The following is a 25,177-nucleotide window of genomic DNA, read 5'->3' on the forward strand; positions in this document are numbered from 1 at the left end:
AAGAAGGGGTCTGCCCCGGGACACACGTCCCGGGGCAGACCCCTTTTCCCGTGGCTGCGTCCGGTTCAGGACAGCCGGCCGTCGTAGTCCGGCAGCTTGAACGTCTTCTCGGCGTGGCCGCCCGACAGGTCGGTGGCGCTGTTTCCGATGTTGGCGATGATCGTGTATCCCTTGGCCTCGATGTTGACGCGCTGAGCGGTCTTGTAGTCGGCGACGTTCTTGAACAGGTCGAAGAACCCGCGGACGTACAGACCGGAGGACTCGTAGCCGACGTGGTCGAGGTTCCAGTCGGTGGGCGCGTGGATGATGCCCGGGCGGGCGGTCACGAAGAACACGGCGACGCCGTGCTCCTGCGCGTACTCCGCTACCTCCAGGACCGGCTCGTTGGCGGGTTGCGGGAAGCTGAACCCGAAGTCGGTCTCCAGCGCGGTGTTGTCGACGTCGAGGACGATCGCCTGCTTCTCGCCCGGCCGGGCGTCCCCGATCCGCTGCTTCAGATAGGGCAGGGCCTGGTCCATGACCGCCCGGCAGTCACGCTGCCAGGTGTCGTAGTCGACGTCCGCCGCCGCGGTGGCGGCTGCCGCCGGGGAAGCGGCCGGTGGAGTGGGGGTGATGGCCTCGGCCGGTGCGGCCAGGGCCACCAGGGCGGCCGCGGAGACAGCGGTGACCGATGCGCGGATCGGCCAGGAGCGGCGGCTTCTCATCTCGTGGGGGTCCTCTCACGTCCGTGGAGCTGCCAGCGTGTCGTGTGCATGCTCGTCTGCGAGGGTGACGTGAGGTGGACCGTAGGGTTGCCGAACGGTGGGCGTCCGGAGGCCTGCGTCACATATGCGGAATGGCCGAACCCGGTCGTCGGTGACATGCTGCACAGGCGATTTGCCCGTTACTAGCCGGAATAGTAGCTAAAGCTCTTTCGTGAGACGGGCATTTGACCCGATATTCTGGTCGATCGGCTCCAAATGGGGGGTTTCACCCCATACGAGTGCTGTGTCAAGAGACCTGCATCTCAGGACACATCTACGACTTTTCTTCGTAGGTCACACCTTTGCGCGGTTATCGGCGGAGGGGCTACCAATGAACCACCACCGAGGCGCGGATCCGTCCGCCGGGTGGTTTTCCTCTGCCCCCTCCTGATGAGGTTCGTATGTCCCAGCGCGTCACGTCCCGTTCCTTCCGCACGTCCCGGATCCGCACCCGCGCCGCCGTGCTGGCCGCCGGACTGGGGGCCTCGGTCGTGATGGGAACCGGGGTCGCGGCCGCCGCCGACACCACGGCCGCGTCCGGCGTCGCCGACGCAGTCCAGGCGCAGGCCGCCGCCCAGGCCAAGGCCGCGAAGACCCAGGCCGCCCAGGCCGAGAAGGCCGCCCAGGCGAAGGCTGCGAAGGCCGCCCAGGCCAAGAAGGCAGCCCAGGCCGCCGCCAAGAAGAAGGCTTCCTGGGTCTCCCCGGTGAAGAGCTACACGCTGTCCGCGAGCTTCGCCCAGAACGGCGGCATGTGGGCGTCCAAGCACAGCGGCCAGGACTACGCCGTCCCGACCGGCACCGCGGTGCTGGCCGCGCACGGCGGCACCGTCGTCAAGGCCGGCCCCAACGGCGCCGGCGACGGCCCCGCGTACGGCAACGCGGTCGTCATCAACCACGGCGACGGGACGTACTCCCAGTACGCCCACCTGTCGCAGGTCAACGTGAAGGCCGGCCAGATCGTCAAGACCGGACAGAAGATCGCCCTGTCCGGCAACACCGGCAACTCCAGCGGCCCGCACCTGCACTTCGAGATCCGCACCACCCCGAACTACGGCTCCGCCATGGACCCGGCGAAGTTCCTGCGCGCCCACGGCGTGACAATCTGAGATCTCGCACAGCGAGGTCTTCTCATGGCCCTGCCCGGCGAAGAGTTCGAGCGCCGCGTCCTGGACGTGGCGGCGGGTGTCCCCGCGGCGCCGCTGTCCGGTGCCGTCCACGCTGAAAGGCGCGGGCCCCCGGAAGGAGGGCACCGACGACGGCCCCCCGGCTCCGGCGGCGGTGACCGAGCCCGTCGGACCCCGAACGGCGCACAGGCCCCCGATGGTGTACATCCCGTCGGGGGCCTGCGCGCCGTCGGCGGGGCCGTTCGGTCACTGCGCCAGCACCGGGTAGCTCCCGGTGTTCGTCGGCGCGTGTTCGGGCAGCCACAGCACGGCGACCGCGCCCTCGGCCGGCACGTCGTCCGAAGCCCCCGCCGGGCGTACGTTGCGGAAGGTCAGCCGTGCGCCCAGTACCCGGGCCTGCCCCGCCGCGATCGTCAGGCCCAGCCCGTGACCCCGGCCGGCCCGGTCCGCGCTGCCGGTGCGGAAGCGGCTCGGCCCCTCGGCGAGCAGGGTCTCGGGGAAGCCCGGCCCGTGGTCGCGGACCCGGATGACCCGGCCCTCGACGGTGACCTCGACGGGCGGCCTGCCGTGCCGGGCGGCGTTGGCGAGCAGGTTGAACAGCACGCGCTCCAGGCGCCGCGGGTCGGTGGTCACCTCCGACTCGTGCACCACCCGCACCGTGGCGTCCGGGTCCTTCGCCCGGACCCGCCGGACGACGAACCGGCCCAGCAGGATGTCCTGCAGTTCGGCCCGCTCGGACGCGCTGTCCAGCCGGGCCACCTCCAGGACGTCCTCGACGAGGGTGCGCATCGCCTTGGCCCGGTCCAGCACCAGCTCGGTCGGCCGGCCCGGCGGCAGTAGTTCGGCGGCGGTGAGCAGACCGGTCACGGGGGTGCGCAGCTCGTGCGCGATGTCGGCGGTGACCCGGCGTTCGGCCTCCAGCCGCTGCTGCAGCGCATCCGCCATGGCGTCCACCGCGCTGGCCAGGTCGTCGGTCTCGTCCCGCACCACCCCGCCGATGGCCTCGCGCACCCGGACGTCCGTCTCGCCCTTGGCGACCCGGTTGGCGGCCGTGGCCGCCTTCCGCAGCCGCCGCGACAGGTGCCCCCCGATGAGCACCCCGAGCGCGCTGCCGCCCAGCACCACCGCGATGGAGCCGATCACCAGGGCCTGGTCGAGGTCCTTGAGGATGTTCGAGCTGCGGTCCGTGAAACCGGAGTGCAGGGACATCACGTGCCCGTTCTTCAGCGGCACCGCCGCCCAGATGTCCGGCGCCCCGCCCGGCCGGTCGGCCACGTAGGTCGCCCGGCGGCCCTCCTCGGCCTTCTTCCGCAGCTCCTTCGGCAGCTCCGGGTCGTCGATCCTGGTGTTGGGGAAGTTCAGCCGCCCCGACAGCTCGTAGTTGCGCTGGGCGATCAGGATGCGCTCGTCCGCCAGGTCGCGCGCGTTGTCCAGCATCGACACCCGGGCCGCGTTGTGCACGACCAGACTCAGCGCGATCGCCACCAGCGCACCGACCAGCGCGATGGCGGCGCTGAGCTTCCACCGCAGACCCGTGCCTATGCCCGCCCGGCCGACGGACGCCGCCACCAGGCGCCGGAAGTACCCCCGCATCGGTTTCTCTCAGGCCTTCAGTTTGTAGCCGAAGCCGCGGACCGTCTCGATGCGTTCCTGGCCGATCTTCGTACGCAGTCGCTGCACATGGACGTCCACGACCCGGGTGTCTCCGCCCCAGCCGTACTCCCACACCCGTTCGAGCAGCTTGTCGCGGGAGAGCACGGTGCCCGGCGCCGCGGAGAACTCCAGCAGCAGCCGCATCTCGGTCGGTGTCAGCGCCACCGGCTCGCCCGCCCGGCGCACCTCCATGCCCCCGGTGTCGACCACCAGTTCGCCGAACGCGAGCACGCCCCCGTCGCCCGGTCCCGCCGCGTCCTGCCGGCCGCCGTTCGCGCGCCCGAAGCGGCGCAGCACCGCGCGGATCCGGGCCACGAGCACGGCACTGTCGAACGGCTTGGTCACGTAGTCGTCGGCGCCCGCCTCCAGGCCCAGCACCACGTCGATGGCGTCGGCCCGCGCAGACAGCATGATCACCGGCACCATCGACTCGTCCCGGATACGCCGGCACAGGCTGACCCCGTCGAGCCCGGGGACCATGACGTCGAGCAGCGCGATGTCGGGACGGTCCGTGCGGAACGCCTCCAGGCCCGACAGCCCGTCGGGCCTCGCGGTGACCGCGAAGCCGTCCCGCTCCAGGGTGAGCTGGGTGGCCTCGCGGATGACGTCGTCGTCCTCGACGAACAGGACGTGGGTCTGGTCTGCCATCCCGGTGCTCTCAGTCCTCGTGTGATCTCGGGTCGGTGCGGACGGTTTCTTCCGCCCCCCGCACGGACGCGGGGGCCGTGCCGCGGGTTCACCCGTCCATCGGTCCGGGCGGCCCCGCAGGTTCACGCCGTGAGCCATGTCTCAGCCGGCGGGCCCCGGCGACGGCTCCGCGACGGCCACCTGTCCGTAGTCGTTGTGCGTGCGGTACTTCTCGGTGAACCGGCCCGAGCCCCAGCGGTACGTGATCACGTTCTCCCCGGACGGACTCGCCACCGGGTCCCCCGGGTCGTACACCTGCTTGGTCACCACCAGGTCCCCGCGGTCGATCTCCGCGTACACCGGGGGCTCCTCGGCCGAGAACGCGTTCACGTACGCACCGTCCTGTTCGCGGTACACGTACGAGCCGACGCCCACCGCGTCCCCGCAGGTCAGCACGTTGACGACGACGTCGTCGACGTCTCCCCGGGTGAGATCGCCGTAGCTCACGTCGACGGGGTACTCGTCGGCGACGCACGGTTGCAGCTCCCGCTTGACCTCCGCCGAGACCGCCGGGTCGGCCTTGACCAGCCGGACCGCTTCCGCCCGGTCGGGGGTCCGCGAGGGCTGTGCCGACGCCGCCGCGGCGGGGGCGCTCGCCACGGAGTCCGCGTGCGCCGGGCCCTCGTCCCGCGCGCCGGTGCCGCCCGTGCCGCAACCGGCGAACAGGACGGCGGCGGCGAGCGCGGTCGTCGCCGTGCCCGCCGCCCGGGCGGCGGTGCGGGCCCGTGTGGGCCCCGTGCCGGTCAGGCCGCGCAACGCTCCCGCTCCTCACGCTCCAGCGCACGTGCTTCCAGGTCGCGCGCCTGAAGCTCCTCACGGAGCCGGGCGAGCGCCCGGTGCAGCGTGCTCTTGACCGTTCCGGCCGACATGCCGAGGGCGGCGGCCGTCTCGTCCGTGGACATCTGCTCCCAGTGTCGCAGCACCACGACACTGCGCTGCTTCGGGGCGAGGACCTTCAGGACGTCCATCAGCAGGGCGCGGTCGGCGTGCTGCTCGGTGGCGTCGTCCACACAGGCTTCCGGAAGCTGCTCGGTGGGCACCTCCTCCAGCTTGCGGGCCCGCCACCACTCCGTCCGCGTGTTGATCATGACCCGGCGCAGATAGGCGTCGGCCAGCCGCTTGTCCTCGATGGTCTCCCAGCGGCCGTACGTCCGGACCAGCGCGGTCTGCAGCAGATCCTGCGCGTCGACGGGGTCCGGGACCAGGCGGCGGGCGCTGCGCAGCAGCGCGTCCTGCCGGGTGCGGACGTACTCCTCGAATGCGAGCACCTCGCCCCGCGCCGTGTCCTGCGCCATGGTGAACCGCCTCCCGTTCCCCGTGCCGGCCCGCCCGCGCGGGCCGGTCGCCGCTCGTGCTCCGTCGTCCCCGTGCTCTCGTCGAGCACGTGACCGAAGGTACGGAGGCGTTGTCACGGTGCTGTCCGGAGCAGCCTGCGGGAAGCACTCGGCTGTCCGTCGGTTGTGTAACGGAAGGAGGAACGGGGCGAAGCGGCCGGCCGGCCGGTCGAGTGCGGTGCGGGGTGACATGACCGGCCGTGCCGGTGGGGCGCGTGTGAAGCGGCTGTATGTGACGTCAGACGGGTGTGTGCACCGGCTGTGCCCGGCGTCAGGTCATCGGCAGCCGGTACAGACCGCCCGGCAGCGGCTCCACCAGACCGTCGGCGACCAGACCGTCCAGCGCGCGGGCGCGCTGGACCGGCTCGTGCCACACCCGGTCCAGCGCGGCCTGCGGCACCGGAGCGTGCGCCTCCCGCAACACGGCCAGCAGCCGCCCGCGGACCTGGCGGTCCGTGCCCGCGTACGTCTGGCCCCGGCGCGGCGGACCGTCGTGGGCCGGCTTGCCCGCCAGCCGCCAGGCGCACTGCGCGGCGATCGGGCAGCGGTGGCACGACTCGTTCTTCGCCGTGCACACCAGCGCGCCCAGCTCCATGGAGGCGGCGGCCCACCGCGCGGCGGTCGCGGCGTCCTCCGGCAGCAGGGTCCGGGCCAGCCGGCGCTCGGCGGCGGTGGTGGCGTTCGGCGGGTACTGCGCTCCGGTGACCGCTCGGGCGAGGACCCGGCGCACGTTGGTGTCCAGCACCGCGTGCCGCTGCCCGTACGCGAACGACGCCACCGCCGCGGCCGTGTACTCCCCGATGCCGGGCAGCGCCAGCAACTGGGCGTGGTCGGCCGGTACGTCGCCGCCGTGCCGCTCCGTTATGGCGACGGCGGCGCCGTGCAGCCGGAGCGCGCGGCGCGGGTAACCGAGCCGGCCCCAGGCGCGGACCGCCTCGCCGGGCGCCTGGGCGGCGAGGTCGGCGGGGCGCGGCCAGCGGGCCAGCCACTGCTCGTAGACGGGCAGGACCCGGTTCACCGGGGTCTGCTGCAGCATGAACTCACTGACCATCACCCCCCACGCACCGGCCTCCGGGCGCCGCCACGGCAGATCCCGGGCGTGCTCGTCGAACCAGTCGATGACGGGGGAGTGCAGCGGCTCACCGGGAGCGCGCTCGGACACGGAATCGGCGACAGGGCCGTACGGGGGTTTGGTGGGAGCAGTCATGGCCCCTCGATCCTCCCACGCCGGGCCCCGTCCGCGGTGGGAGCGCCACGGCGGGGGCCTCCCGCAGGGTGAGGGCACACCTGACGATCGACAGCGGTGGCACACCCCCGTCCGCTTGTAGCGTCGGGGACATGGAACGTGCCCGTCCCGCCGTGCTCGCCCAGGGCTGCCTGCTCTGGACGGCCCTCGCCCTGCCGGCGGTCTGCACCGACCGGCTCGGGCTGAACGAGCCGCGTCCGCTCTGGCAGCAGCTCGCCGGACTCGGCGTGCTCGCCGCCGCCACCGCCGTGGCCCGGCGCCGGCCGGCGGTCGCCTTCGGGCTGGCGGCCGCGCTGAGCCTCGCCGCCGCCCCGGCCCTGTTCAGCGTCTCCTACGGCCCCGCCCTCGGCGCGTTCGCGCTGCTGCTCGGCCTGCGGGCGCCCCGTACGGTCCCCGCGGCGCTGTGCTTCGCCGCCGTCGCCTGCGCCGGCACCGTGAAGATCGCGTCCGTGGGAGTCGATCCGGCCCCCGAGTGGCTGGTCCTGACCGGCACCCTCCTCTTCGGCTGCGTCCTCCCCTGGCTCGGCGGGCGCTACTGGCGGCAGAGCCGCGCGCTCACCGCGGCGGGCTGGCTGCGGGCCGCCCGCCTGGAGGAGGAGCAGCGCCTGACCGGGGAGCGCGCCCGGCTGCGCGAGCGGGCCAGGATCGCCCAGGACATGCACGACTCCCTGGGCCACGAACTGAGCCTGATCGCCCTGCGTGCGGGCGCGCTCCAGGTCGCCCCCGACCTCCCCGGCCACCACCGGACCGCCGCGGCCGAGCTGCGCGCCGCCGCCGCCGACGCCACGGACCGGCTGCACCGCATCATCGGCGTCCTGCGGGAGGAGGACGAGCCGCTGCCGCTCGCCCCGGCCGGCGAGAGCGTCGAACAACTCGTCGCCCGCGCCGCCGAGTCCGGCCTGCCGGTGCGCTGGGAGACCGGCGGGCGGGGCACGGCCGTGGCGCCCGGCGAGGTCACCGAGAGGCTGCTGCACCGGGTGGCCAGGGAGGCGCTGACCAACGCGGCACGGCACGCTCCGGGCGCGCCCGTCGTCGTGGCGGTGACGGGGGGCGACGGACGGGGAACGACCGTCACCGTCACCAACGGACGGCCGGCCCACGACGGGTCCCGGGCCTCCGGCGGCGGTTCGGGACTGCCCGGACTGCGCGCTGCCGTCACGGCGGTCGGCGGCACGTTCGAGGCGGGCCCGCACGCCGGCGGGTTCCGCGTCCGGGCGTACGTCCCCGCGCGGGCGGACGCGGTGCCCGCGCCGCCCCGCCCCGCCTCCGCCCCCTTCACCCGCGCCCGCCGCCGTGTCGCCGTCGGCCTCGGCGCCGCCGCCGGCGCGGGCGTCGTCCTGGTCGGCGCGGCCTTCGGCTGGTACGCGTACACCGAGACGCACGCGGTGCTGGAACCCGCCGCCTACGCCGGACTGCGCCTGGGCACGCCGGTCGCGGACCTCGCGCGGGCACTGCCGGACCGGCACGTCCGGGACCCGCCGACGGAGCGCGCGCCCGCGCCGCCGAAGGACGCCGACTGCCGTTACTACCGCGCGAGCGGCGAGCTCCTCGTCTCCGTCGACCACTTCCGGCTCTGCTTCGACGACGAGGGGCGCCTGGCCGCCAAGGATGTGATCCCGCGCGTCGGCCCGTCCGGCGAAGGGCGGGACGAGTACGAGGAGTTCGCACCGTGATCCGGGTCCTGCTGGCCGACGACGAGGCGATGGTGCGCGCCGGGGTGCGCGCCATCCTGGGGAGCAGCGGCGAGACGGAGGTGGTCGCCGAGGCGGGCGACGGGCGCGAGGCCGTCGAGCTGGCCCGTGCGCACCGCCCCGACGTGGCGCTGCTCGACATCCGCATGCCCCGCCTGGACGGGCTCGCGGCGGCCGAGGAGATCGTCCGCGCCGTCCCCGGCACGGCCGTCGTCATGCTCACCACCTTCTCCGAACGCGCCTACGTCGCCCGCGCCCTCGGCGGCGGCGCCACCGGCTTCCTGCTGAAGTCCGGCGACCCGTACGAACTCATCGCGGGAGTACGGGCGGTGGCGGGCGGGGCCGCCTTCCTGTCGCCCAAGGTGGCCCGGTACGTCATCGAGGGCCTCGGCGGAGCCGACGGCGGCGGCCGGCTCGCCCGGGAGGCCGAGGCGCACGCGCGCGTGGCGGTGCTGAGCCCGCGCGAACGCGAGGTCCTCGGCCTGGTCGGGACCGGACTGTCCAACCCGGAGATCGCCGCCCGGCTGCATCTCGTCGAGGGGACGGTGAAGGCGTACGTCAGCGCGGTCCTCGACCGGCTCGGCGTACGCAACCGCGTACAGGCGGCGATCGTCGCCTACGAGGCGGGCCTGGTGGCGGACTGAACCCGCTCAACGGCGCCGGTGCGCGGCGCACGGCGGCAGCGCGCGGGCGCCGCTGCACGGCCCCGGCCCGGTGAACCACCGCGCGGTGGACGTCGACGACGCGCGCACGGCCTCCGTGAGCCGGACCGCCGGGCGCGTGCCCAGACGTACGACGGTGAGGGCGACGACCGCGCCGAGCAGCAGGCCCGCCGCCACGTCGTGCGGGTAGTGCACACCGACGAACACCCGGGAGAACGCCAGGAGCAGGGCCAGCGGGGCCGTCAGCAGGACGAGCACGCGCCGGACCAGGACCAGCGAGAGGGCCGAGGCGCCCGCGATCGTGGCGTGGTTGCTCGGGAACGACCAGTCGCCGTGCGCCGGGCACTCCGCCAGGGACGGGGCGGCGTCGGCGACCGCCCGGCACGGACGCTCCTGCGTCACAAAGGACTTGAGCGCCTCGCTGCACACGTACGCCACAGCCGTGGCCACAGGTGCAAGGGCCGCGATCGCGAACGCCCGGGTGTCCGCGTGCCGTGCGCGCCACCAGCCGGCCACGAACAGCGCGACGAACACCAGCAGTCCGGCCTCCGTCCCGATCTCGGCCGTGTGCCGCACCCACGCGGGGGTGTCGTGCGCGTGGTCGGTGATGTCGCGGTAGAGCCCGCTGTCCACGAAGTCCATGGTCACGGACGGTAGGCGAGGCGCCGATACGGTCACACCCTGCGACCGTCGTGTGCCGGCCCTGACGAAGGACAGGGGTGGCAGGGCCTTTACCGGGATGATGATCCGGAAAAGTTGTGCTCGGAGCGGCGGGTGGGACAAGCGAACGCGCCGATCTCTCGTACAGTTTGCGCCGTGGGATCTCTGCGCAATCCGGTCGGGCCGCTTCCCTCCACCATCTACTGGCGTCGGAGGGCCGTACTGCTGTCCGTGCTGGCCTTGTTGGCGCTGTTGATCATCTGGGTGGTGGTCTCCGGCGGCGGGGGCGGCGATGACCGTGACAACGGTGCCAGCGGCAAGAATCCCGCACCCTCCATCACTCCGGGACCGTCGAGTTCGGGTCCGGCGTTCAGCCAGGCGCCGGGCGGGCGGGACGAGTCGGGGAGTGGCGGATCCGACGGTCCGGGCGGTTCCGGCGGTTCCGGGTCCGGGTCCGGGTCCGGCGGCTCGTCGTCCGGGTCCGGGGACGACGGGGCCAACGGCGATCCCGCGGACTCCGGTGGCGGCGCCGGGGGCAGCGCGGGCGGAGGCTCCGAGGGCGGTACGTCGGCGGGGGTCGGCGCGGATGACGCGCTGCCGTCCGGGTCGGGGTCCTCGCTTCCCAACTGTGCAGCGAACGCCGTGGAGTTCAGTCTGCGCAGCTCCCGCAACGCCTATGAGCCGGGGCAGAAGCCCACGTTCCTGCTCACCGTGCGGAACACCTCCGGGAATGACTGCAAGGTCGATCTCGGGCCGGAGAAAGCGGTGTTGACGATCACTCCGGCGAGCGGCGACGACGCGTACTGGGCGTCGGACGACTGTCCGAAGGAGGAGCGGAGTCTGGTGTTCCGGGTGCCGGCGGAGGACAGCATCACGTACACCGTGGAGTGGGACCGCAAGGCGAGCGCACCGGAGTGCGCGAGGCCGAAGGCCGGGACGGCCGGCGCGGGCACCTACCTGGTGGAGGCGAAGGCACCGGGCTTCGAGAAGGTGCGGACGTCGTTCGTACTGGAGGCGGACTGACCCGGCTGCGGGCAGTCGTGCCTCCCCCGGTGCCTCGGGCCCGGGAGGCGCCCCGGGGGCGGTGCGGGTGGGTGCGGGGCGCCTGCGGGCGCCTCCCCCACTTCCGGCTTCGCCCGAGCGGGGACCCCATCGCCCCGGACCCCCATCGCCCCCCGTACCGCCCCGGCCGCCCGCAGTCAGGGCCTGGCAGTCAGGGTCTGCCGGAGAACAACATGAGGGCGGGCCACACGCCGACCTGCGCACCCAGGCCGCACAACCCCGGGTTGATTTCCGGCAGGCCCTGTCTGCCGTCCTAGACGTACCGCTCGAGGATCGAGCTCTCCGCCAGCCGCGACAACCCCTCGCGCACGCTCCGCGCCCGCGCCTCGCCGACCCCGTCCACCGCCTGCAGGTCGTCCACGCTCGCGGCGAGCAGCTTCTGCAGCCCGCCGAAGTGTTCCACCAGGCGGTCGATGACCGTCCTGGGGAGCCTCGGCACCTTGGCCAGCAGCCGGAAACCGCGCGGCGACACCGCCGAGTCCAGGGTCTCCGGGGAGCCCGTGTACCCCAGGGCGCGGGCCACCGTCGACAGTTCCAGCAGTTCCGCCTGGGGAAGCGCGTCCAGTTCGTGCAGGGCCTCGTCGACCGTGCGGGAACGCTTGGCGGTGGGCTCGGGCACGTAGTCCCGCACGATCAGCTCGCGCTCCGGCTCCACACCGGCGATCAACTCGTCCAGCTGGAGGGCGAGGAGACGCCCGTCGGTGCCCAGTTCGACCACGTACTCGGCGATCTCGGTGGCGATGCGGCGCACCATCTCCAGCCGCTGCGCGACCGCCGAGACGTCCCGGACGGTCACCAGGTCCTCGATCTCCAGCGCCGACAGCGTGCCGGCGACCTCGTCGAGACGGAGCTTGTAGCGCTCCAGGGTGGCCAGCGCCTGGTTGGCGCGGGACAGGATCGCCGCCGAGTCCTCCAGGACCCGGCGGTGGCCGTCGACGTACAGCGCGATCAGGCGCATCGACTGGGAGACGGAGACGACCGGGAAGCCGACCTGCTTGGAGACGCGGTCGGCGGTACGGTGCCGGGTGCCGGTCTCCTCGGTCGGGATGGTCGGGTCCGGCACCAGCTGGACGCCCGCCCGCAGGATCTTGGACAGGTCGGACGAGAGCACGATGCCGCCGTCCAGCTTGCACAGCTCACGCAGCCGGGTCGCGGTGAACTCGACGTCCAGTACGAAGCCGCCGCTGCACAGCGCCTCGACGGTCTTGTCGGAACCGAGCACGATGAGCCCGCCGGTGTTGCCGCGGAGCACGCGCTCCAGGCCGTCACGCAGGTTGGTGCCGGGCGCCACAGCGCTCAGCGAGGCGCGCATCAGGCCATCGGAACCGGTACTCCCACCGGACTTTCCGGGAGCTGCCGCCCGGTCGTTGGCTGCCACTGCACTCCTCCGGTCGCAGGTTCTGGGCGCCCCCGTTTCTCGCACTCGGTTCGTACGGACGGGCGAGACCTGGGCAAAGTCTACCGGCGGTCCTCCTCGTCCCGTGGGGCCTCTCGGCGACGGGAGCGCGGAAGGACCCGCAGGGCGTCCCCCATGTCCGCCACTTCCAGCACCTTCATGCCCGCCGGGACCTTGCCCGGGTCGCTCGGCACCAGGGCGTGCGTGAAGCCCAGGCGGTGCGCCTCGGCGAGCCTGCGCTGGACGCCCGTGACCCGTCTCACCTCACCGGCCAGGCCGACCTCGCCGATCGCGACCAGGTTCTTCGGCAGCGGGGTGTCGATCGCCGCCGAGGCCAGCGCGAGCGCCACGGCCAGGTCGGCGGCCGGCTCCGAGAGCTTCACCCCGCCGACCGTCGCGGAGTAGATGTCCCGTTTGCCCAGAGCGCTGATGCGACCCCGCTGTTCCAGTACCGCCAGCATCATCGACACGCGTGAGGTCTCCAGACCGGACGTGGTGCGCCGGGGCGAGGGGATCTGCGAGTCGACCGTGAGCGCCTGCACTTCGGCGACCAGGGGGCGGCGGCCCTCCAGGGTGACGGTCAGACAGGTCCCCGGGACCGGTTCGGCACGACGGGTCAGGAAGAGTCCGCTGGGGTCCGCGAGGCCGGTGATGCCCTCGTCGTGCAGCTCGAAGCAGCCCACCTCGTCCGTCGTGCCGTAGCGGTTCTTGACGCCGCGCACCAGACGCAGGCGCGCGTGCCGGTCGCCCTCGAAGTGCAGGACGACGTCCACCAGGTGCTCCAGCAGGCGCGGTCCGGCGATCGCTCCGTCCTTGGTGACGTGGCCCACGAGGAGCGTGGACATCCCGCGCTCCTTGGAGGCCCGGATCAGCGCCCCGGCCACCTCGCGGACCTGGGCCATGCCGCCCGGGGCCCCGTCGATCTCGGGGGACGCCACCGTCTGCACCGAGTCCATGATCAGCAGGGACGGCTTCACCGCGTCCAAGTGGCCGAGCACGGCGGACAGGTCCGTCTCGGCGGCGAGGTACAGGTGGTCGTCGATGGCGTGGATGCGGTCGGCGCGCAGCCGGACCTGGCTCGCCGACTCCTCCCCGGTGACGTACAGGGTGCGGTGCTCCTCGCTCGCCGACTTGGCCGCCACGTCCAGCAGCAGCGTGGACTTGCCCACGCCCGGTTCGCCCGCGACCAGCACCACCGCGCCGGGCACCAGTCCGCCGCCGAGCACCCGGTCCAGCTCGGGCACGCCGGTGGAGCGGGCGGTGGCCTGACGGCCGTCGACCTGGCCGATGGGCAGGGCGGAAGTGGTGACCCGTCCGGGCGCCGTCGTGCGGACCGCGGGCGTGCCGTACTCCTCGATCGTCCCCCAGGCCTGGCACTCGGGGCAGCGGCCGAGCCACTTGGCCGTCTGCCAGCCGCACTCGGTGCAGCGGTAGGACGGGCGGTCCTTGGAGGTCTTGGTACGGGCAGCCATGGGGAAAAGGTAACGGCACGCACTGACAACGGGGCCGGCGCGCCCTCGTCCGCCGCACGGGGACGGGGGGCGGCAGCCCCGGAGGAGAGGGCAGCTCACGGGCAGGCGAAAGGTTCCTGTCCCCGATAGAGGGATCGTTTCACCCGTACGGATTAAAAGTGCCCGGGGCTGCGGAAGGAGCCGCTCTGCGCCGCCTACGGTCGCCGGATGACGAGCAGTGGCCCGGAGACCCCGACCCGCACGACCGGAACACACCGGACACACCGGGAAGCGCGCGACCGTGGGGCCGCGCGCACGCTGGCCCAGCGGCCGGCCACCCGCCACGAATCCCACCTGGACGGCCTGTTCACCTACTGCCTGTCCGTCCTGTGCGACCACGACGCGGCGACCGCCGCCCTGGCCGACGTCCTCGTGCTCGCGGAACGCCGCGGCCGGCACGTCCCCGACGAGCCCGGGAGCCGCAGGGCCTGGCTGTACGCCCTGGCCCGCTGGGCGTGCCTGCGCGAGCTGGCCGAGGCCAGGAGGGATCGCCGGACCACCCACGCCGTGGGCCGCGCCGGCCGGCGGCGGACGGCCGGGAGCGCCCCCGCGCCGGCCGTCTCCGAGGAGGTCCGGGAGCAGCGCCGCCGCGAACTGGCCCGGCTGGCCTGGCCGGAGGCGGCCGGCACCACGCCCGAGCAGCGCGAGGCGCTCGAACTGGCCGTGCGCCACCACCTCACCGCCGACGAGGTCGCCGCCGTGCTGGGGATGCAGCCGGCCGCCGCGCGCGAGCTGCTCGCCACCGCGGCCTGCGAGGTGGAACGCACCCGTGCGGCGCTCGCCGTCGTCGAGACCGGCGCCTGCCCGGGCGTGGCGCACCTCACCGGCGACCGGCGGCTCGTGCTCAGCGCGACCCTGCGCCGGGAGCTCGTCCGGCACGTCGACGACTGCCCGCGCTGCCGCCGCACCGCCGAGCGGGCCGTTCCCGGCCGCTGGCCCGGCACCAGCGTCGCACCGGACGCGCTGCCCGTCCTCCCGGCGCCCGGCGCGGCCCTGCACGCCGCCATGGCGCACCCCCCGCGCGGGCGCGGCGCCGCGCCCCGCTTCGACCGGCGCGGCTTCCCTACGGCCCCCAAGGACCTCGTCGCCCGGCGGAACCGGCTGCGCGCGTGTGCCGTCACGACGACGGTCGTCGCCACCGTCGTCGCCGCGCCGGCGTTCGCCCTGTGGGCCGCCTACCGGGGCACTCCCGTGGGTGAGGTCCAGGACGGCCGCCCGGCCTTCGCACGGGAGGACGGCGGTCCCCTCGACCTCGACGGCGAGGGGGCGGGCGGCTACGAGAACACCGGCAACACGAGCACCAGGCCCGGAACCGGATTCGGCGGGAACGGCGGCCCGGACGTGTCCGTGGAGGTCGTGAGCGTCGCCGGAGCCGGGCGGGAGGGCGCCGCCGTGCTGGGCGTCACGGCCGACCACAGCGGCGACACCACGTTGATCACCCTGACCGCGAAGGGCTCCGGGCCGGTCCGCTGGTCCGTCTCGACGGGAGCGCCCTGGCTCCATCCGAGCCGGTCGTCGGGGACACTGGCCCCCGGCGGGTCGGTGACGGTCAAGGTGTACGTCGACCAGCTGCGCGAGCCGTCCGGCCACTGGAGTGCGACCGTGACGATCTCGCCCGCCGGTTCCGTCGTGACCATCGACGGCCACGGTCCCACGCCCTCCGCCCCGGGCGGCTCGCCCTCCGGCCACCCCGGCGGCCCGGGCACCGCGCACCCCGGCACGCCGAGCGGCCCGCCCCCGTCGTCGCCCGGCCCGGAGCCGGCGCCCACGACACCGGCGCCCCAGGACCCCACGCCGAGCGATCCGCCGTCCTCACCCGGCCCGGACCCCGGGGCGGGCGGCCCGGCACCCACCGGGCCCGCCCCCTCCGACCCGGTGTCGACCGGCCCGCAGGACCCGTCGCCGGCCGCCGGGGAGGACGGCCCGAGCCCGGGCACGTCCTCCTAGGGGCGTCGGGCGGGGTCCGCCGGATGCGGGGCCAGCAGGGGCAGCTGCGAGGCCAGCCGTTCCTCGCACAGCTCGACCAGACGGTCGTAGCCCGCCTTGCCCATCAGCTCGGTCAGCTCCGCACGGTAGGAGACGTACACCGGGTCCCCGGCGCCGTGCGCCGAGGTGGCCGAGGTGCACCACCAGTGCAGGTCGTGGCCGCCCGGGCCCCAGCCCCGGCGGTCGTACTCACCGATCGACACCTGCAGTACGCGTGTGTCGTCGGGCCGGTCGATCCAGTCGTAGGTCCGCCGTACGGGCAGCTGCCAGCACACGTCCGGCTTGGTCTCCAGCGGCTCCCGGCCCTCCTTGAGGGCCAGGATGTGCAGCGAGCAGCCCATGCCGCCCGGGAAGCCCGGCCGGTTCTGGAAGATGCACGAGCCCTGGAACGGGCGGGTCTGACGGTCGCCGTCCTCGTCCTGGGAGACCCAGCCGTTCCTCGTGCCCTCCGCGTGGTGCTGCCAGATGTCCGGTGTGAGTCTCGCCACATGCCCGGCGACCCGCTTCTCGTCGTCCTCGTCCGAGAAGTGGGCGCCCAGGGTGCAGCAGCCGTCGTCCGCGCGGCCCGCCTGGATGCCCTGGCAGCCGCTGCCGAAGATGCAGTTCCAGCGAGAGGTCAGCCAGGTCAGATCGCAGCGGAAGACCTGCTCGTCGTCCGCCGGATCGGGGAACTCCACCCATGCGCGGGCGAAATCGAGCCCCTTCTCGTCGTCCGCCGGAGCGGTCTCCGGCGTCCGCGGCGCTGTCGCCCGCGAAGGACCCTCGGCCAGTCCGGCCTTCTTGGCCTTCTTGGCCTTCTTGTCCGTCTTTTCGTCCTTCGCCTTTTTCGTCTTTGGCACCCGTCCAGGGTAAGTCGCCCGCGTTCCCCGCCGGGACCGGCCCGCCTGCCGCGGACCGGGCATCACACCACGCGGCGGGCAGTAGCGTTCCGTACATGAGACTCGGTGTCCTCGACGTGGGTTCGAACACGGTGCACCTGCTGGTGGTGGACGCGCACCCCGGCGCGCGTCCGCTGCCCGCGCACTCGCACAAGGTGGAACTGCGCCTCGCCCAGCTCCTCGACGACGACGGGGCCATCCACCCCGTCGGTGTCGACAGACTGGTCGCGGTCGTCCGCGAGGCGCTCCAGGCCGCCGAGGACAAGGGCGTCGAGGAACTGCTGCCGTTCGCGACCTCCGCGGTGCGCGACGCCGGCAACGCCGACGACGTCCTCAGGCGCGTGCGCGAGGGGACCGGGGTCGGGCTGCAGGTGCTCAGCGGTGACGAGGAGGCCCGGCTCACCTTCCTCGCCGCCCGCCGCTGGTTCGGCTGGTCGGCGGGGAAACTGCTCGTCGTCGACATCGGCGGCGGCTCCCTGGAGATCGCCTACGGCATGGACGAGGAGCCCGTCGCCACGGCGTCCCTGCCGCTCGGCGCCGGCCGCCTCACCGCCGCCCGGCTGCCCGGCGACCCGCCCGAGCCGGACGACGTGCGCGCGCTGCGCCGCCACGTCCGCACCGAGATAGCCCGCACGGTCGGGGAGTTCAGCCGCTTCGGCGCGCCCGACCACGTGGTGGCCACCTCCAAGACCTTCAGACAGCTCGCCCGCATCGCCGGCGCTCCCGGCTCCGCCGAGGGCCTGTACGTCCAGCGCGAGCTGAAGCGGGAGTCCCTGACGGGCTGGGTGCCGAGGCTCGCCGCCATGACCGCCGCCGAGCGCGCCGAACTGCCCGGCGTCTCCGAGGCCCGCGCGGGCCAGCTGGTCGCCGGGGCGCTGGTCGCGGAGGGCGTCATGGACCTGTTCGGCGTGGAACGCCTGGAGACCTGCCCCTGGGCCCTGCGGGAGGGCGTGATCCTCCGCCGGCTGGACCACATGGGCCGGGACAGCGGCCCCGCGCCCATGACAAACACCACAACGGCGAGCGGGCACCCCGCACCCACCCGGCCCCACCCCGTAATCTGAGGCTCGTGGCAGAAGCAAGGGACGTAGTCCGCATTCCGGATGCGAAGGTCGCCCTGTCGACGGCCTCCGTCTACCCGGAGTCGACGGCGACGGCCTTCGAGATCGCCGCGCGCCTCGGGTACGACGGCGTCGAGGTCATGGTGTGGACCGATCCGGTCAGCCAGGACATCGAGGCCCTGCGCAGACTCAGCGACTACCACCGCATCCCCGTCCTGGCCGTCCACGCGCCCTGTCTGCTCATCACGCAGCGCGTGTGGTCCACCGACCCCTGGACCAAGCTCCAGCGGGCCCGGGCGGCCGCCGAGAAGCTCGGCGCGAGCACGGTCGTCGTCCATCCCCCCTTCCGCTGGCAGCGGCAGTACGCCCGCGGCTTCGTGGAGGGCGTCTGGCGGATGGCGAACGAGACCGACGTGCGGTTCGCCGTCGAGAACATGTACCCCTGGCGCTACCGCGACCGCGAGATGCTCGCGTACGCCCCCGACTGGGACGTCACCAAAGAGGACTACCGCCACTTCACGATCGACCTCAGCCACGCCTCGACCTCCCGCACCGACGCCCTGGAGATGATCGACCGCATGGGCGACCGCCTCGGCCACGTCCACATGGCCGACGGCCGGGGCTCCGCCAAGGACGAGCACCTGGTGCCCGGCCGCGGCGACCAGCCCTGCGCCGAGGTGCTGCGGGGCCTCGCGGCGCGCGGCTTCGACGGCCATGTCGTCATCGAGGTCAACACCCGCCGGGCCATGTCGAGCGCGGAGCGCGAGGCCGACCTGGCCGAGGCGCTGGAGTTCACCCGCCGGCACCTGTCCTCCGCGGCCTCCGCGATCGAGGTTCCGCGGCGATGACCGGCGCCACTGCGAGCGACGGCCCGGACGCCCCGGCCGCAGTCCCTGCGGCCCCCGCCGCCCCCGCGCGGAGCGACGGCACCGCCCGGCGCCGCGGCCGTCCCCCTCGTACGGAATCGGCCGGCACCCGGGACCGCATCCTCGAGGCGGCCCGCGAGGAGTTCTCGATCCGCGGGTACGAGAAGACGTCCGTCCGGGGCATCGCCAAGTCGGCCGGGGTCGACTCCGCGCTGGTGCACCACTACTTCGGCACCAAGGAGCAGGTGTTCGAAGCCGCCGTCGAGGTCGTCTTCGCGCCGGTGCTCACCCCGCGGAGCACGGTGCTCGACGGACCGCTCGACGAGGTCGGCGAACGGATGACCAGGATGATCATCGGGCTCTGGGAGAACCCGGTCACCCGGGCTCCGCTGCTCGCGATCGTCCGCTCCGCCGTGAACAACGAGAGCGCGGCCGGCGTCTTCCGCCGCCTGGTCGCCGGCCAGCTGCTGCGCCGGATCGCCGGACAGCTCGACCTCCCCGACGCGGAACTGCGCGCCGAGCTCGCCGCCGCCCAGCTGGTCGGCATCGTGATGATCCGGTACGTGATCAAGATGGAGCCGCTGGCCTCGGCGGACGCCGAACGGATCATCGGGCGGGTGGCGCCGGTGGTGCAGAGGCACCTCACCGAACGCTGAGACCCCGGCCGCCTCCCCACGCCCACCGGGACATTCGTCCCGCATTGCGGACGCCTCGTCCCACTCCCTGAATGACCGGCGTACGCTCGACGACGGTCACAACTCTCCGAAGGAGCGAGCGACGATGCCCGAGCTGAGGTCCCGCACAGTCACCCACGGCCGTAACATGGCGGGCGCCCGCGCCCTGATGCGCGCCTCCGGTGTACCGGGCGCGGACATCGGCCGCAAGCCGATCATCGCGGTCGCCAACAGCTTCACGGAGTTCGTGCCGGGCCACACGCACCTGGCCCCCGTCGGCCGCATCGTCAGCGAGGCGGTCGTGGCGGCCGGCGGCATCCCGCGCGAGTTCAACACCATCGCCGTCGACGACGGCATCGCGATGGGCCACGGCGGCATGCTGTACTCGCTGCCCTCCCGCGACCTGATCGCGGACAGCGTGGAGTACATGGTCGAGGCGCACCGCGCGGACGCCCTGATCTGCATCTCCAACTGCGACAAGATCACCCCGGGCATGCTCAACGCGGCCCTGCGCCTGAACATCCCCACGGTCTTCGTCTCCGGCGGCCCGATGGAGTCCGGCCGCGCCACCCTGGTCGACGGCACCGTCCGCACGCTGGACCTGGTCGACGCCATGGTCGAGGCGGCCAACGACAAGGTCTCCGACGCGGACGTCCTGCGCATCGAGGAGAACGCCTGCCCGACCTGCGGCTCCTGTTCCGGCATGTTCACCGCCAACTCGATGAACTGCCTCACCGAGGCCATCGGTCTCTCCCTCCCCGGCAACGGCTCGGTCCTGGCCACCCACACCGCCCGCAAGGCGCTCTACGAGAACGCCGCGCACACGGTGATGGACCTGACCCGCCGCTACTACGAGCAGGACGACGACTCGGTCCTGCCCCGCAGCATCGCCACCGTCCCGGCCTTCGAGAACGCCATGGCGCTCGACATCGCCATGGGCGGCTCCACCAACACGATCCTGCACCTGCTGGCCGCCGCCCAGGAGGCGGAGGTCCCCTTCGGCCTCACCGAGATGGACGCCCTCTCGCGCCGCGTCCCCTGCCTGGCCAAGGTGGCCCCGAACGTCACCAGGGACCGCACGTACTACATGGAGGACGTGCACCGCGCGGGAGGCATCCCCGCCCTGCTGGGCGAGCTGCACCGCGCGGGCCTGCTCAACGAGGACGTCCACTCCGTCCACAGCCCGTCCCTGGCCGACTGGCTGAAGACCTGGGACATCCGCGGCGGCTCCCCCTCCCCGGAGGCGGTGGAGCTCTGGCACGCCGCCCCCGGCTGCGTCCGCTCCGCCGAGGCCTTCTCCCAGTCCGAGCGCTGGGACTCCCTGGACGAGGACGCCGAGGGCGGCTGCATCCGCTCCGTCGAGCACGCCTACTCCAAGGACGGCGGCCTGGCGGTGCTGCGCGGCAACCTCGCCGTCGACGGCTGCGTCGTGAAGACGGCCGGCGTCGACGAGTCCATCTGGACCTTCGAGGGCCCGGCGGTCGTCTGCGAGTCGCAGGACGAGGCCGTCGAGAAGATCCTCACCAAGCAGGTCAAGGAGGGCGACGTCGTCGTCATCCGCTACGAGGGACCCAAGGGCGGCCCCGGCATGCAGGAGATGCTCTACCCGACGTCGTACCTGAAGAGCCGCGGCCTCGGAAAGGCCTGCGCCCTGATCACCGACGGCCGCTTCTCCGGCGGCACGTCCGGCCTGTCCATCGGCCACGCCTCCCCGGAGGCGGCCTCGGGCGGCACCATCGCCCTGGTCGAGGACGGCGACCGCATCCGCATCGACATCCCCAGCCGCTCGATCGAGCTGCTGGTCGACGACGCGGAACTGACCCGCCGGGAGCGGGCCCTGAACGGCCGGTACGCCCCGAGGAACCGGGACCGCAAGGTCTCGGCCGCCCTGAAGGCGTACGCGGCGATGGCGACGAGCGCGGACAAGGGCGCGGTGCGGGACGTCAGCAAGCTGGGCTGAGCCCCACCGGGCCGCGAGCAGGGCCGCTTCCGCACCGCGGGGGCGGCCCTCACCGCTCACCGGGTCCCGCCCGTCGAGGGCGTACATGGTCCCGTCGGGCGCGGGTGTGGGCAGGAGCGTCCGTGGTCACCGGCTCGGCGGCCCCTGTGTCGGGCTTTTCGTTGCGGGGTGCCGTCCGCCCGGTTCACCAGCCGGCCGGGTCCCGCCCGTCGACGGCGAGCACGGTCCCGTCGGGAGCACCGGCGTAGACGTGGCCGCCCGTGAGCACGGGCGCGGGCAGCGCGGCGGGGACCCGGTCGGAGTCGACGCCGAGCCGCGGCCGGGTCTGCCCGAGGAGCTTCCCCTTACGGGCGTCGACGCCCAGCAGTCGCCCGTCGGGCGCGGTGACGTACACGTGCCGTCCGTCGGAGACGGGTGCCGAGCCCCGGCTCACGCCCGTCTCCAGCCGCCACCGCTGCTTGCCCGCCGCCATGTCGACGGCCACCAGCGAACCGCCCGCACCCATGAGGTGCACGGTGTCCCCGTGCACGCCGGCCTCCGCCTGCGCGACCGGCACGGGCAGCGTCACCCGGCGGACGGCCCCGGTGCCGGGCGTGTAGCGGAGCACGGCCTCCGCGTCCCCGTGGACGGCGCCGCCGACGAGGAGGTACACGGACCCGTCCGCCGCCCCCACCGGCGTCAACGCCCCCTCCAGCTCCGCGTCCCACCGCACGTCCCCCGTCGCCGGATCCACCGCGGTGACCCGGGTCCCGCTCCCGTCCCCGGACGGGCTCGTCGCGTACGCCGACGGCTCGCCCGATTCCTCCGCCTCCCCGGCGAACGAGGAGAAGTACGGCACGGCCTGCCCCGGAATCCGGTGGGACCACCTGCTCTCGCCCGAGGCGCCGTCCACGCCCGTGACCGTCCCGTCGGAGTGCGTCAGCAGGAGCGTGTCGCCGACCGCCCGCACTCCGTCGTACGCGGGCGCTTCCTCCTGCCACACCGGCTCGCCCGTGGCCGGGTCGAGCGCCTCCAGGTCACCGATCCGGTCGAGGAAGGGCTGGACGAGGCCGCCCGACACGACCGGCGGCTCGCTCCGTGCCGCCCCCGCCACCTCGCGCTGCCACAGGGTGCGGCCGTCGGCCGGATCGAGGGCGAGGACCAGGCCGGGCAGCGCGCACAGCAGTCTCTCCGCCCCGTACGAGCACTGGGGCATGCCGCCGCCCTCCGGGCCGGGCGCCGCCTCCCACGCGCCGAAGCCGCCCGGCGCGCTCTGCCCGGCCGGAGTCCTCCGCGCCGTCTCCTCGCCGCCGAACACCTGCACCGAGGCGAGCCCGCCGAGCGCGGCGAGGCAGAGCGCCCCGGCCACCAGGGCCCGCCTCCTGCCGAGGCGCCGCGCGGGCCGCTTTGCGGGCACGTCCGCCAGGGACTCCGGCGCGGCCTCCTCCGGCGCCTCCGGCGTCCGCTGCGCCGGCACGAACACCTGTGTGTCGTACGCCGCCGACACCGACCGCAGCTCCCGCATCAGCTCGTCCGGCGTGGGCCGGTCGGCGGGCTCCTTGGCGAGACACCGCAGCACCAGCGGCGCGAGCGACTCCGGTACGCCGGTCAGGTCGGGCTCGTCGTGCACCACCTGGTAGGCGACGACGTACGGGCTGTCGGAGTCGAACGGACCTCGCCCCGTCGTCGCGTGCACCATGAGCGACCCGAGCGCGAACACGTCGGCCGCGGGGCCCACCTCCCGGGGCCGCCGGAACTGCTCGGGCGCCATGAAAGGCGGCGTGCCGATCAACTTCCCGGTCTCGGTGCGCAGTTCGCTGTCCTTCGGTCGTGAGATGCCGAAGTCGATGACCTTCGGCCCGTCCTCGGCGAGCAGCACGTTGCTCGGCTTCAGATCCCGGTGCACGACCCCGACCCGGTGGATGTCGCGCAGCGCCTCCGCGAGCCCGGCCATCAGCCGACGCGACTGGTCCGGGTCCATGGGGCCGTTCCGCTTCACCTGCTCGGAGAGCGTCGGGCCGGGAATGTACAGGGTGGCCATCCAGGGCCGCCCGCCCTCCGGATCGGCGTCGACGACCGGCGCCGTGAAAGCCCCGCTCACCCGCCGCGCCGCGGCCACCTCCTGCCGGAACCGCCCTCTGAACTCGGGATCCAGGGCATACCGGGCGTGCACGACCTTCACCGCGACCCGCATCCCGGAGGTGCTCCGGGCCAGATGTACGACGCCCATGCCACCCGAGCCCAGACAGGACTCCAGACGGTAGTGGCCGGCGTAATCCGGAAGTTCCGCTTCCGCGCTCGCTCCGGCGTTCCGCTGTGGCGCCATGGAACCACCCCCCGTGCTGTTCGTTCGCGCGCGCGACGTTCGGAGCCTAGTCGATGGTCCGGGCGGGGCCGAGGCGGCTTGCCCGCTCATGCGTGCGAATCAAAAACTGGTGTTTCATTGTGTGTTCCAGGGGAATCAACGGGGCCCCACGACAGTCGTGGGGCGCAACGGGGGAGGTTTTCCATGTCTGTGGACCAGGGCCAGGACATCGCGGGCGGGAACGAGAAGGCGATCGCGGAGGGCGTCACCACGGCGGCCGCGACCGCGAACTCCTACCCGGTGGCACCGGGTTACCAGCTGAACGTGCGCAGCGGCCCCGGCACCGGCTATTCGATCGTCCGGGTCCTGCCCGAGGGCTCCAGGGTCGCGATCAACTGCCAGACGCCGGGCACCCGGGTGTCGGGCCCGTACGGCACCTCGAACATCTGGGACAACATCGGCAGCGGCCAGTACGTCTCCGACGCGTACATCCGCACCGGCAGCGACGGGTACGTGGCCCCCCGCTGCTAGTGACACCCCTCCGCCGGCAAGGCGCCGGCGGAGGGAGTCCGGCACGGACTCGCCGGTCGCCGTCCCCGGCCCTGGCAAGCGCGAGCATCACCAGGGCCGCAACGACGTGGAGCACCGCGGAGACGACGAGGACGACGCCGAGCGCGTGACCGTGGTCGGCCGAGCCCGGTGTGCCGGTCGTCGGCTCGGTGGCGGCGACGGGAAGACCGTGCCCGCAACGGCGATGCCGATGGCGGCGCCGATCCGGTCGACGGTCGAGAGCGCGCCCTGACGTGGTTCCCGCCGGACGGGGCACGACCGGCTGTCACCGGTGAGCGCTGGAGGCGAGTGGTCGGATGGGCGGACCGGTACGGGACCCCGAGGGGACCGCGGTGGCGCACGAGGGGACGGAAGCCCCAGGTCCGCCGGGACCGGGGCCGGGCATCCTGCGGGTTCTCGGGGGCAGTCGGAACACTTCCGGCTGAGGGCGGGGCCGGACCGCACCGACGGGGGCTCGCGGACGGGTTGCCCGCCGTCCACGATCGCCTCGTACGAGCGAGGGAGACGGGTGCCGCCCGCCACCCCGGCTCGTCGACGTGGCGGGCGACCCGCTCGACGCGGGCGGCGTCCTGGAGGAGACACAATCGATCCGTGAGCGCAGCAGAGAACGACACGAACGGCACCCCCGCCGGTCCGCAGCCCGAGCCCATCCGCTTCTTCGGCACGACCTGGGTCGACCACTCCGGCGGCTACGCCGCCCGCCGCGCCGGTGTCGCCGTCGGCTCCCTCGCCGCCGCGGCGGCCGCCTGCCTCGTCCTGCGCATCGCCTACGACGGGCTCCGGATCGCCGACGTCGACAGCTTCGTCTCGCTGCTCATGGTCGTGATGTTCGCGATCTGCAGCTCGCTCGCCTTCCGCCACACCTGGTCCGCCTTCACCACCCGCCCCGACCCCGACCGCCAGGCCTCCCTGCGCGGTCTGCTGGCCATCGGCTTCGTCGGCTCCCTCCTCGCCTACTTCCTCCGCACCTTCACCGAGGCCCCGGGCGAGAAGCTCCACCGCGCCGAGTACGACAAGGCCCGCGCGGACTACGACAAGCGCACCACCCGCCGCTCGGGCAACCCGTCGAGGAAGCGCCGCCGCTCCTGACCCCACCGGAGACCCCGGCCACCATGGCCGTACGACGGCA

The 25,177-nt window shown here is 73.6% G+C and carries 21 protein-coding genes and 1 pseudogene; 11 read left to right on the forward strand and 11 right to left on the reverse strand.

The genetic code is table 11. The annotated features are described in order from the left end of the window. Nucleotides 1-65 precede the first annotated feature (65 nt). Complete coding sequence (locus KYY02_RS12245; protein ID WP_371237929.1) at nucleotides 66-704, reverse strand: HAD family acid phosphatase; 639 nt, start codon at nucleotides 702-704, stop codon at nucleotides 66-68. 440 nt (nucleotides 705-1,144) lie between these two features. Between KYY02_RS12245 and KYY02_RS12250 the strand changes: the two genes are divergently transcribed. Further along, a complete protein-coding gene (locus KYY02_RS12250; RefSeq protein ID WP_371237930.1) occupies nucleotides 1,145-1,849 on the forward strand; it encodes a M23 family metallopeptidase in 705 nt (234 codons plus the stop codon). A 264-nt stretch (nucleotides 1,850-2,113) separates the two neighbouring features. On the opposite strand, the gene cseC is transcribed toward KYY02_RS12250, so the two are convergent. The 5 genes from cseC to KYY02_RS12275 all read right to left on the reverse strand — a co-directional run bounded on the left by cseC (nucleotide 2,114) and on the right by KYY02_RS12275 (nucleotide 6,748). Further along, entirely contained in the window at nucleotides 2,114-3,460 is a 1,347-nt protein-coding gene (gene cseC, locus KYY02_RS12255) for a two-component system sensor histidine kinase CseC (RefSeq protein ID WP_371237931.1), read from the reverse strand. A gap of 9 nt (nucleotides 3,461-3,469) precedes the next feature. Continuing rightward, nucleotides 3,470-4,168: a two-component system response regulator CseB gene (gene cseB / locus KYY02_RS12260; RefSeq protein ID WP_371237932.1), complete on the reverse strand. Its 699-nt coding sequence runs from the start codon at nucleotides 4,166-4,168 to the stop codon at nucleotides 3,470-3,472. A gap of 141 nt (nucleotides 4,169-4,309) precedes the next feature. Further along, nucleotides 4,310-4,963, reverse strand: a complete 654-nt coding sequence (locus KYY02_RS12265; RefSeq protein ID WP_371237933.1) for a hypothetical protein — start codon at nucleotides 4,961-4,963, stop codon at nucleotides 4,310-4,312. After that, on the reverse strand, nucleotides 4,951-5,502 hold the full coding sequence (locus tag KYY02_RS12270; protein ID WP_371237934.1) for a SigE family RNA polymerase sigma factor: 552 nt from the start codon (nucleotides 5,500-5,502) through the stop codon (nucleotides 4,951-4,953). Before KYY02_RS12270 ends, KYY02_RS12265 begins: the two co-directional genes overlap by 13 nt. A gap of 310 nt (nucleotides 5,503-5,812) precedes the next feature. Then, nucleotides 5,813-6,748: an HhH-GPD family protein gene (locus KYY02_RS12275; protein WP_371237935.1), complete on the reverse strand. Its 936-nt coding sequence runs from the start codon at nucleotides 6,746-6,748 to the stop codon at nucleotides 5,813-5,815. Nucleotides 6,749-6,879: 131 nt separating this feature from the next. Between KYY02_RS12275 and KYY02_RS12280 the strand changes: the two genes are divergently transcribed. Together KYY02_RS12280 and KYY02_RS12285 are read left to right on the forward strand one after the other, a co-directional pair. Further along, on the forward strand, nucleotides 6,880-8,460 hold the full coding sequence (locus KYY02_RS12280) for a sensor histidine kinase (RefSeq protein WP_371237936.1): 1,581 nt from the start codon (nucleotides 6,880-6,882) through the stop codon (nucleotides 8,458-8,460). After that, nucleotides 8,457-9,122, forward strand: coding sequence for a response regulator transcription factor (locus KYY02_RS12285; RefSeq protein WP_371237937.1), 666 nt, complete (start codon nucleotides 8,457-8,459; stop codon nucleotides 9,120-9,122). Before KYY02_RS12280 ends, KYY02_RS12285 begins: the two co-directional genes overlap by 4 nt. A gap of 6 nt (nucleotides 9,123-9,128) precedes the next feature. Here KYY02_RS12285 and KYY02_RS12290 read toward each other — a convergent pair whose 3' ends face one another. Continuing rightward, on the reverse strand, nucleotides 9,129-9,782 hold the full coding sequence (locus KYY02_RS12290; RefSeq protein ID WP_371237938.1) for a phosphatase PAP2 family protein: 654 nt from the start codon (nucleotides 9,780-9,782) through the stop codon (nucleotides 9,129-9,131). A 174-nt stretch (nucleotides 9,783-9,956) separates the two neighbouring features. Between KYY02_RS12290 and KYY02_RS12295 the strand changes: the two genes are divergently transcribed. Next, on the forward strand, nucleotides 9,957-10,823 hold the full coding sequence (locus KYY02_RS12295; RefSeq protein WP_371237939.1) for a hypothetical protein: 867 nt from the start codon (nucleotides 9,957-9,959) through the stop codon (nucleotides 10,821-10,823). 292 nt (nucleotides 10,824-11,115) lie between these two features. Here the strand turns inward: KYY02_RS12295 and disA are convergent, their stop codons facing one another. Together disA and radA are read right to left on the reverse strand one after the other, a co-directional pair. Then, nucleotides 11,116-12,240 (reverse strand): DNA integrity scanning diadenylate cyclase DisA, encoded by a 1,125-nt coding sequence (gene disA, locus KYY02_RS12300; RefSeq protein ID WP_371237940.1) that lies wholly within the window; start codon nucleotides 12,238-12,240, stop codon nucleotides 11,116-11,118. Between the two features lie 80 nt (nucleotides 12,241-12,320). Further along, nucleotides 12,321-13,730: a DNA repair protein RadA gene (gene radA / locus KYY02_RS12305; RefSeq protein WP_371237941.1), complete on the reverse strand. Its 1,410-nt coding sequence runs from the start codon at nucleotides 13,728-13,730 to the stop codon at nucleotides 12,321-12,323. 207 nt (nucleotides 13,731-13,937) lie between these two features. On the opposite strand from radA, the gene KYY02_RS12310 reads away from it, so the two are divergent. Then, on the forward strand, nucleotides 13,938-15,716 hold the full coding sequence (locus tag KYY02_RS12310) for a BACON domain-containing protein (RefSeq protein ID WP_371237942.1): 1,779 nt from the start codon (nucleotides 13,938-13,940) through the stop codon (nucleotides 15,714-15,716). Here KYY02_RS12310 and KYY02_RS12315 read toward each other — a convergent pair. After that, on the reverse strand, nucleotides 15,713-16,525 hold the full coding sequence (locus tag KYY02_RS12315; protein ID WP_371237959.1) for a DUF3109 family protein: 813 nt from the start codon (nucleotides 16,523-16,525) through the stop codon (nucleotides 15,713-15,715). The genes KYY02_RS12310 and KYY02_RS12315 overlap by 4 nt on opposite strands. Before the next feature lie 164 nt (nucleotides 16,526-16,689). Here KYY02_RS12315 and KYY02_RS12320 point away from each other — a divergent pair. The 4 genes and pseudogenes from KYY02_RS12320 to ilvD form a co-directional block, all read left to right on the forward strand. Next, a pseudogene (locus KYY02_RS12320) lies at nucleotides 16,690-17,613 on the forward strand (Ppx/GppA family phosphatase); the annotation flags it as partial. Nucleotides 17,614-17,702: 89 nt separating this feature from the next. Beyond that, nucleotides 17,703-18,542: a sugar phosphate isomerase/epimerase family protein gene (locus KYY02_RS12325; RefSeq protein ID WP_371237943.1), complete on the forward strand. Its 840-nt coding sequence runs from the start codon at nucleotides 17,703-17,705 to the stop codon at nucleotides 18,540-18,542. Then, nucleotides 18,539-19,216, forward strand: coding sequence for a TetR/AcrR family transcriptional regulator (locus tag KYY02_RS12330; protein ID WP_371237944.1), 678 nt, complete (start codon nucleotides 18,539-18,541; stop codon nucleotides 19,214-19,216). Before KYY02_RS12325 ends, KYY02_RS12330 begins: the two co-directional genes overlap by 4 nt. Nucleotides 19,217-19,340: 124 nt before the next feature. Next, nucleotides 19,341-21,194, forward strand: coding sequence for a dihydroxy-acid dehydratase (gene ilvD, locus KYY02_RS12335; protein ID WP_371237945.1), 1,854 nt, complete (start codon nucleotides 19,341-19,343; stop codon nucleotides 21,192-21,194). 184 nt (nucleotides 21,195-21,378) lie between these two features. On the opposite strand, the gene KYY02_RS12340 is transcribed toward ilvD, so the two are convergent. After that, nucleotides 21,379-23,499: a serine/threonine-protein kinase gene (locus KYY02_RS12340; protein ID WP_371237946.1), complete on the reverse strand. Its 2,121-nt coding sequence runs from the start codon at nucleotides 23,497-23,499 to the stop codon at nucleotides 21,379-21,381. A 183-nt stretch (nucleotides 23,500-23,682) separates the two neighbouring features. Here KYY02_RS12340 and KYY02_RS12345 point away from each other — a divergent pair, with 183 nt between their 5' ends. Together KYY02_RS12345 and KYY02_RS12350 are read left to right on the forward strand one after the other, a co-directional pair. Further along, complete coding sequence (locus KYY02_RS12345) at nucleotides 23,683-24,009, forward strand: SH3 domain-containing protein (RefSeq protein ID WP_371237947.1); 327 nt, start codon at nucleotides 23,683-23,685, stop codon at nucleotides 24,007-24,009. A gap of 630 nt (nucleotides 24,010-24,639) precedes the next feature. Beyond that, on the forward strand, nucleotides 24,640-25,137 hold the full coding sequence (locus KYY02_RS12350; RefSeq protein ID WP_371237948.1) for an EamA/RhaT family transporter: 498 nt from the start codon (nucleotides 24,640-24,642) through the stop codon (nucleotides 25,135-25,137). The last annotated feature ends 40 nt before the right edge of the window (nucleotides 25,138-25,177 follow it).

Source organism: Streptomyces pimonensis (assembly GCF_041380215.1).
GTDB classification, from domain to species: Bacteria; Actinomycetota; Actinomycetes; order Streptomycetales; family Streptomycetaceae; genus Streptomyces; species Streptomyces pimonensis.

Coding starts and splice junctions, on each gene's coding strand:
- KYY02_RS12280 (WP_371237936.1), top strand. CDS start 6,880: ATGGAACGTGCCCGTCCCGCCGTGCTCGCCCAGGGCTGCCTGCTCTGG.
- KYY02_RS12270 (WP_371237934.1), bottom strand. CDS start 5,502: ATGGCGCAGGACACGGCGCGGGGCGAGGTGCTCGCATTCGAGGAGTAC.
- ilvD (WP_371237945.1), top strand. CDS start 19,341: ATGCCCGAGCTGAGGTCCCGCACAGTCACCCACGGCCGTAACATGGCG.
- radA (WP_371237941.1), bottom strand. CDS start 13,730: ATGGCTGCCCGTACCAAGACCTCCAAGGACCGCCCGTCCTACCGCTGC.
- KYY02_RS12340 (WP_371237946.1), bottom strand. CDS start 23,499: ATGGCGCCACAGCGGAACGCCGGAGCGAGCGCGGAAGCGGAACTTCCG.
- KYY02_RS12245 (WP_371237929.1), bottom strand. CDS start 704: ATGAGAAGCCGCCGCTCCTGGCCGATCCGCGCATCGGTCACCGCTGTC.
- cseB (WP_371237932.1), bottom strand. CDS start 4,168: ATGGCAGACCAGACCCACGTCCTGTTCGTCGAGGACGACGACGTCATC.
- KYY02_RS12290 (WP_371237938.1), bottom strand. CDS start 9,782: ATGGACTTCGTGGACAGCGGGCTCTACCGCGACATCACCGACCACGCG.
- KYY02_RS12330 (WP_371237944.1), top strand. CDS start 18,539: ATGACCGGCGCCACTGCGAGCGACGGCCCGGACGCCCCGGCCGCAGTC.
- cseC (WP_371237931.1), bottom strand. CDS start 3,460: ATGCGGGGGTACTTCCGGCGCCTGGTGGCGGCGTCCGTCGGCCGGGCG.
- KYY02_RS12250 (WP_371237930.1), top strand. CDS start 1,145: ATGTCCCAGCGCGTCACGTCCCGTTCCTTCCGCACGTCCCGGATCCGC.
- KYY02_RS12345 (WP_371237947.1), top strand. CDS start 23,683: ATGTCTGTGGACCAGGGCCAGGACATCGCGGGCGGGAACGAGAAGGCG.
- KYY02_RS12310 (WP_371237942.1), top strand. CDS start 13,938: ATGACGAGCAGTGGCCCGGAGACCCCGACCCGCACGACCGGAACACAC.
- KYY02_RS12275 (WP_371237935.1), bottom strand. CDS start 6,748: ATGACTGCTCCCACCAAACCCCCGTACGGCCCTGTCGCCGATTCCGTG.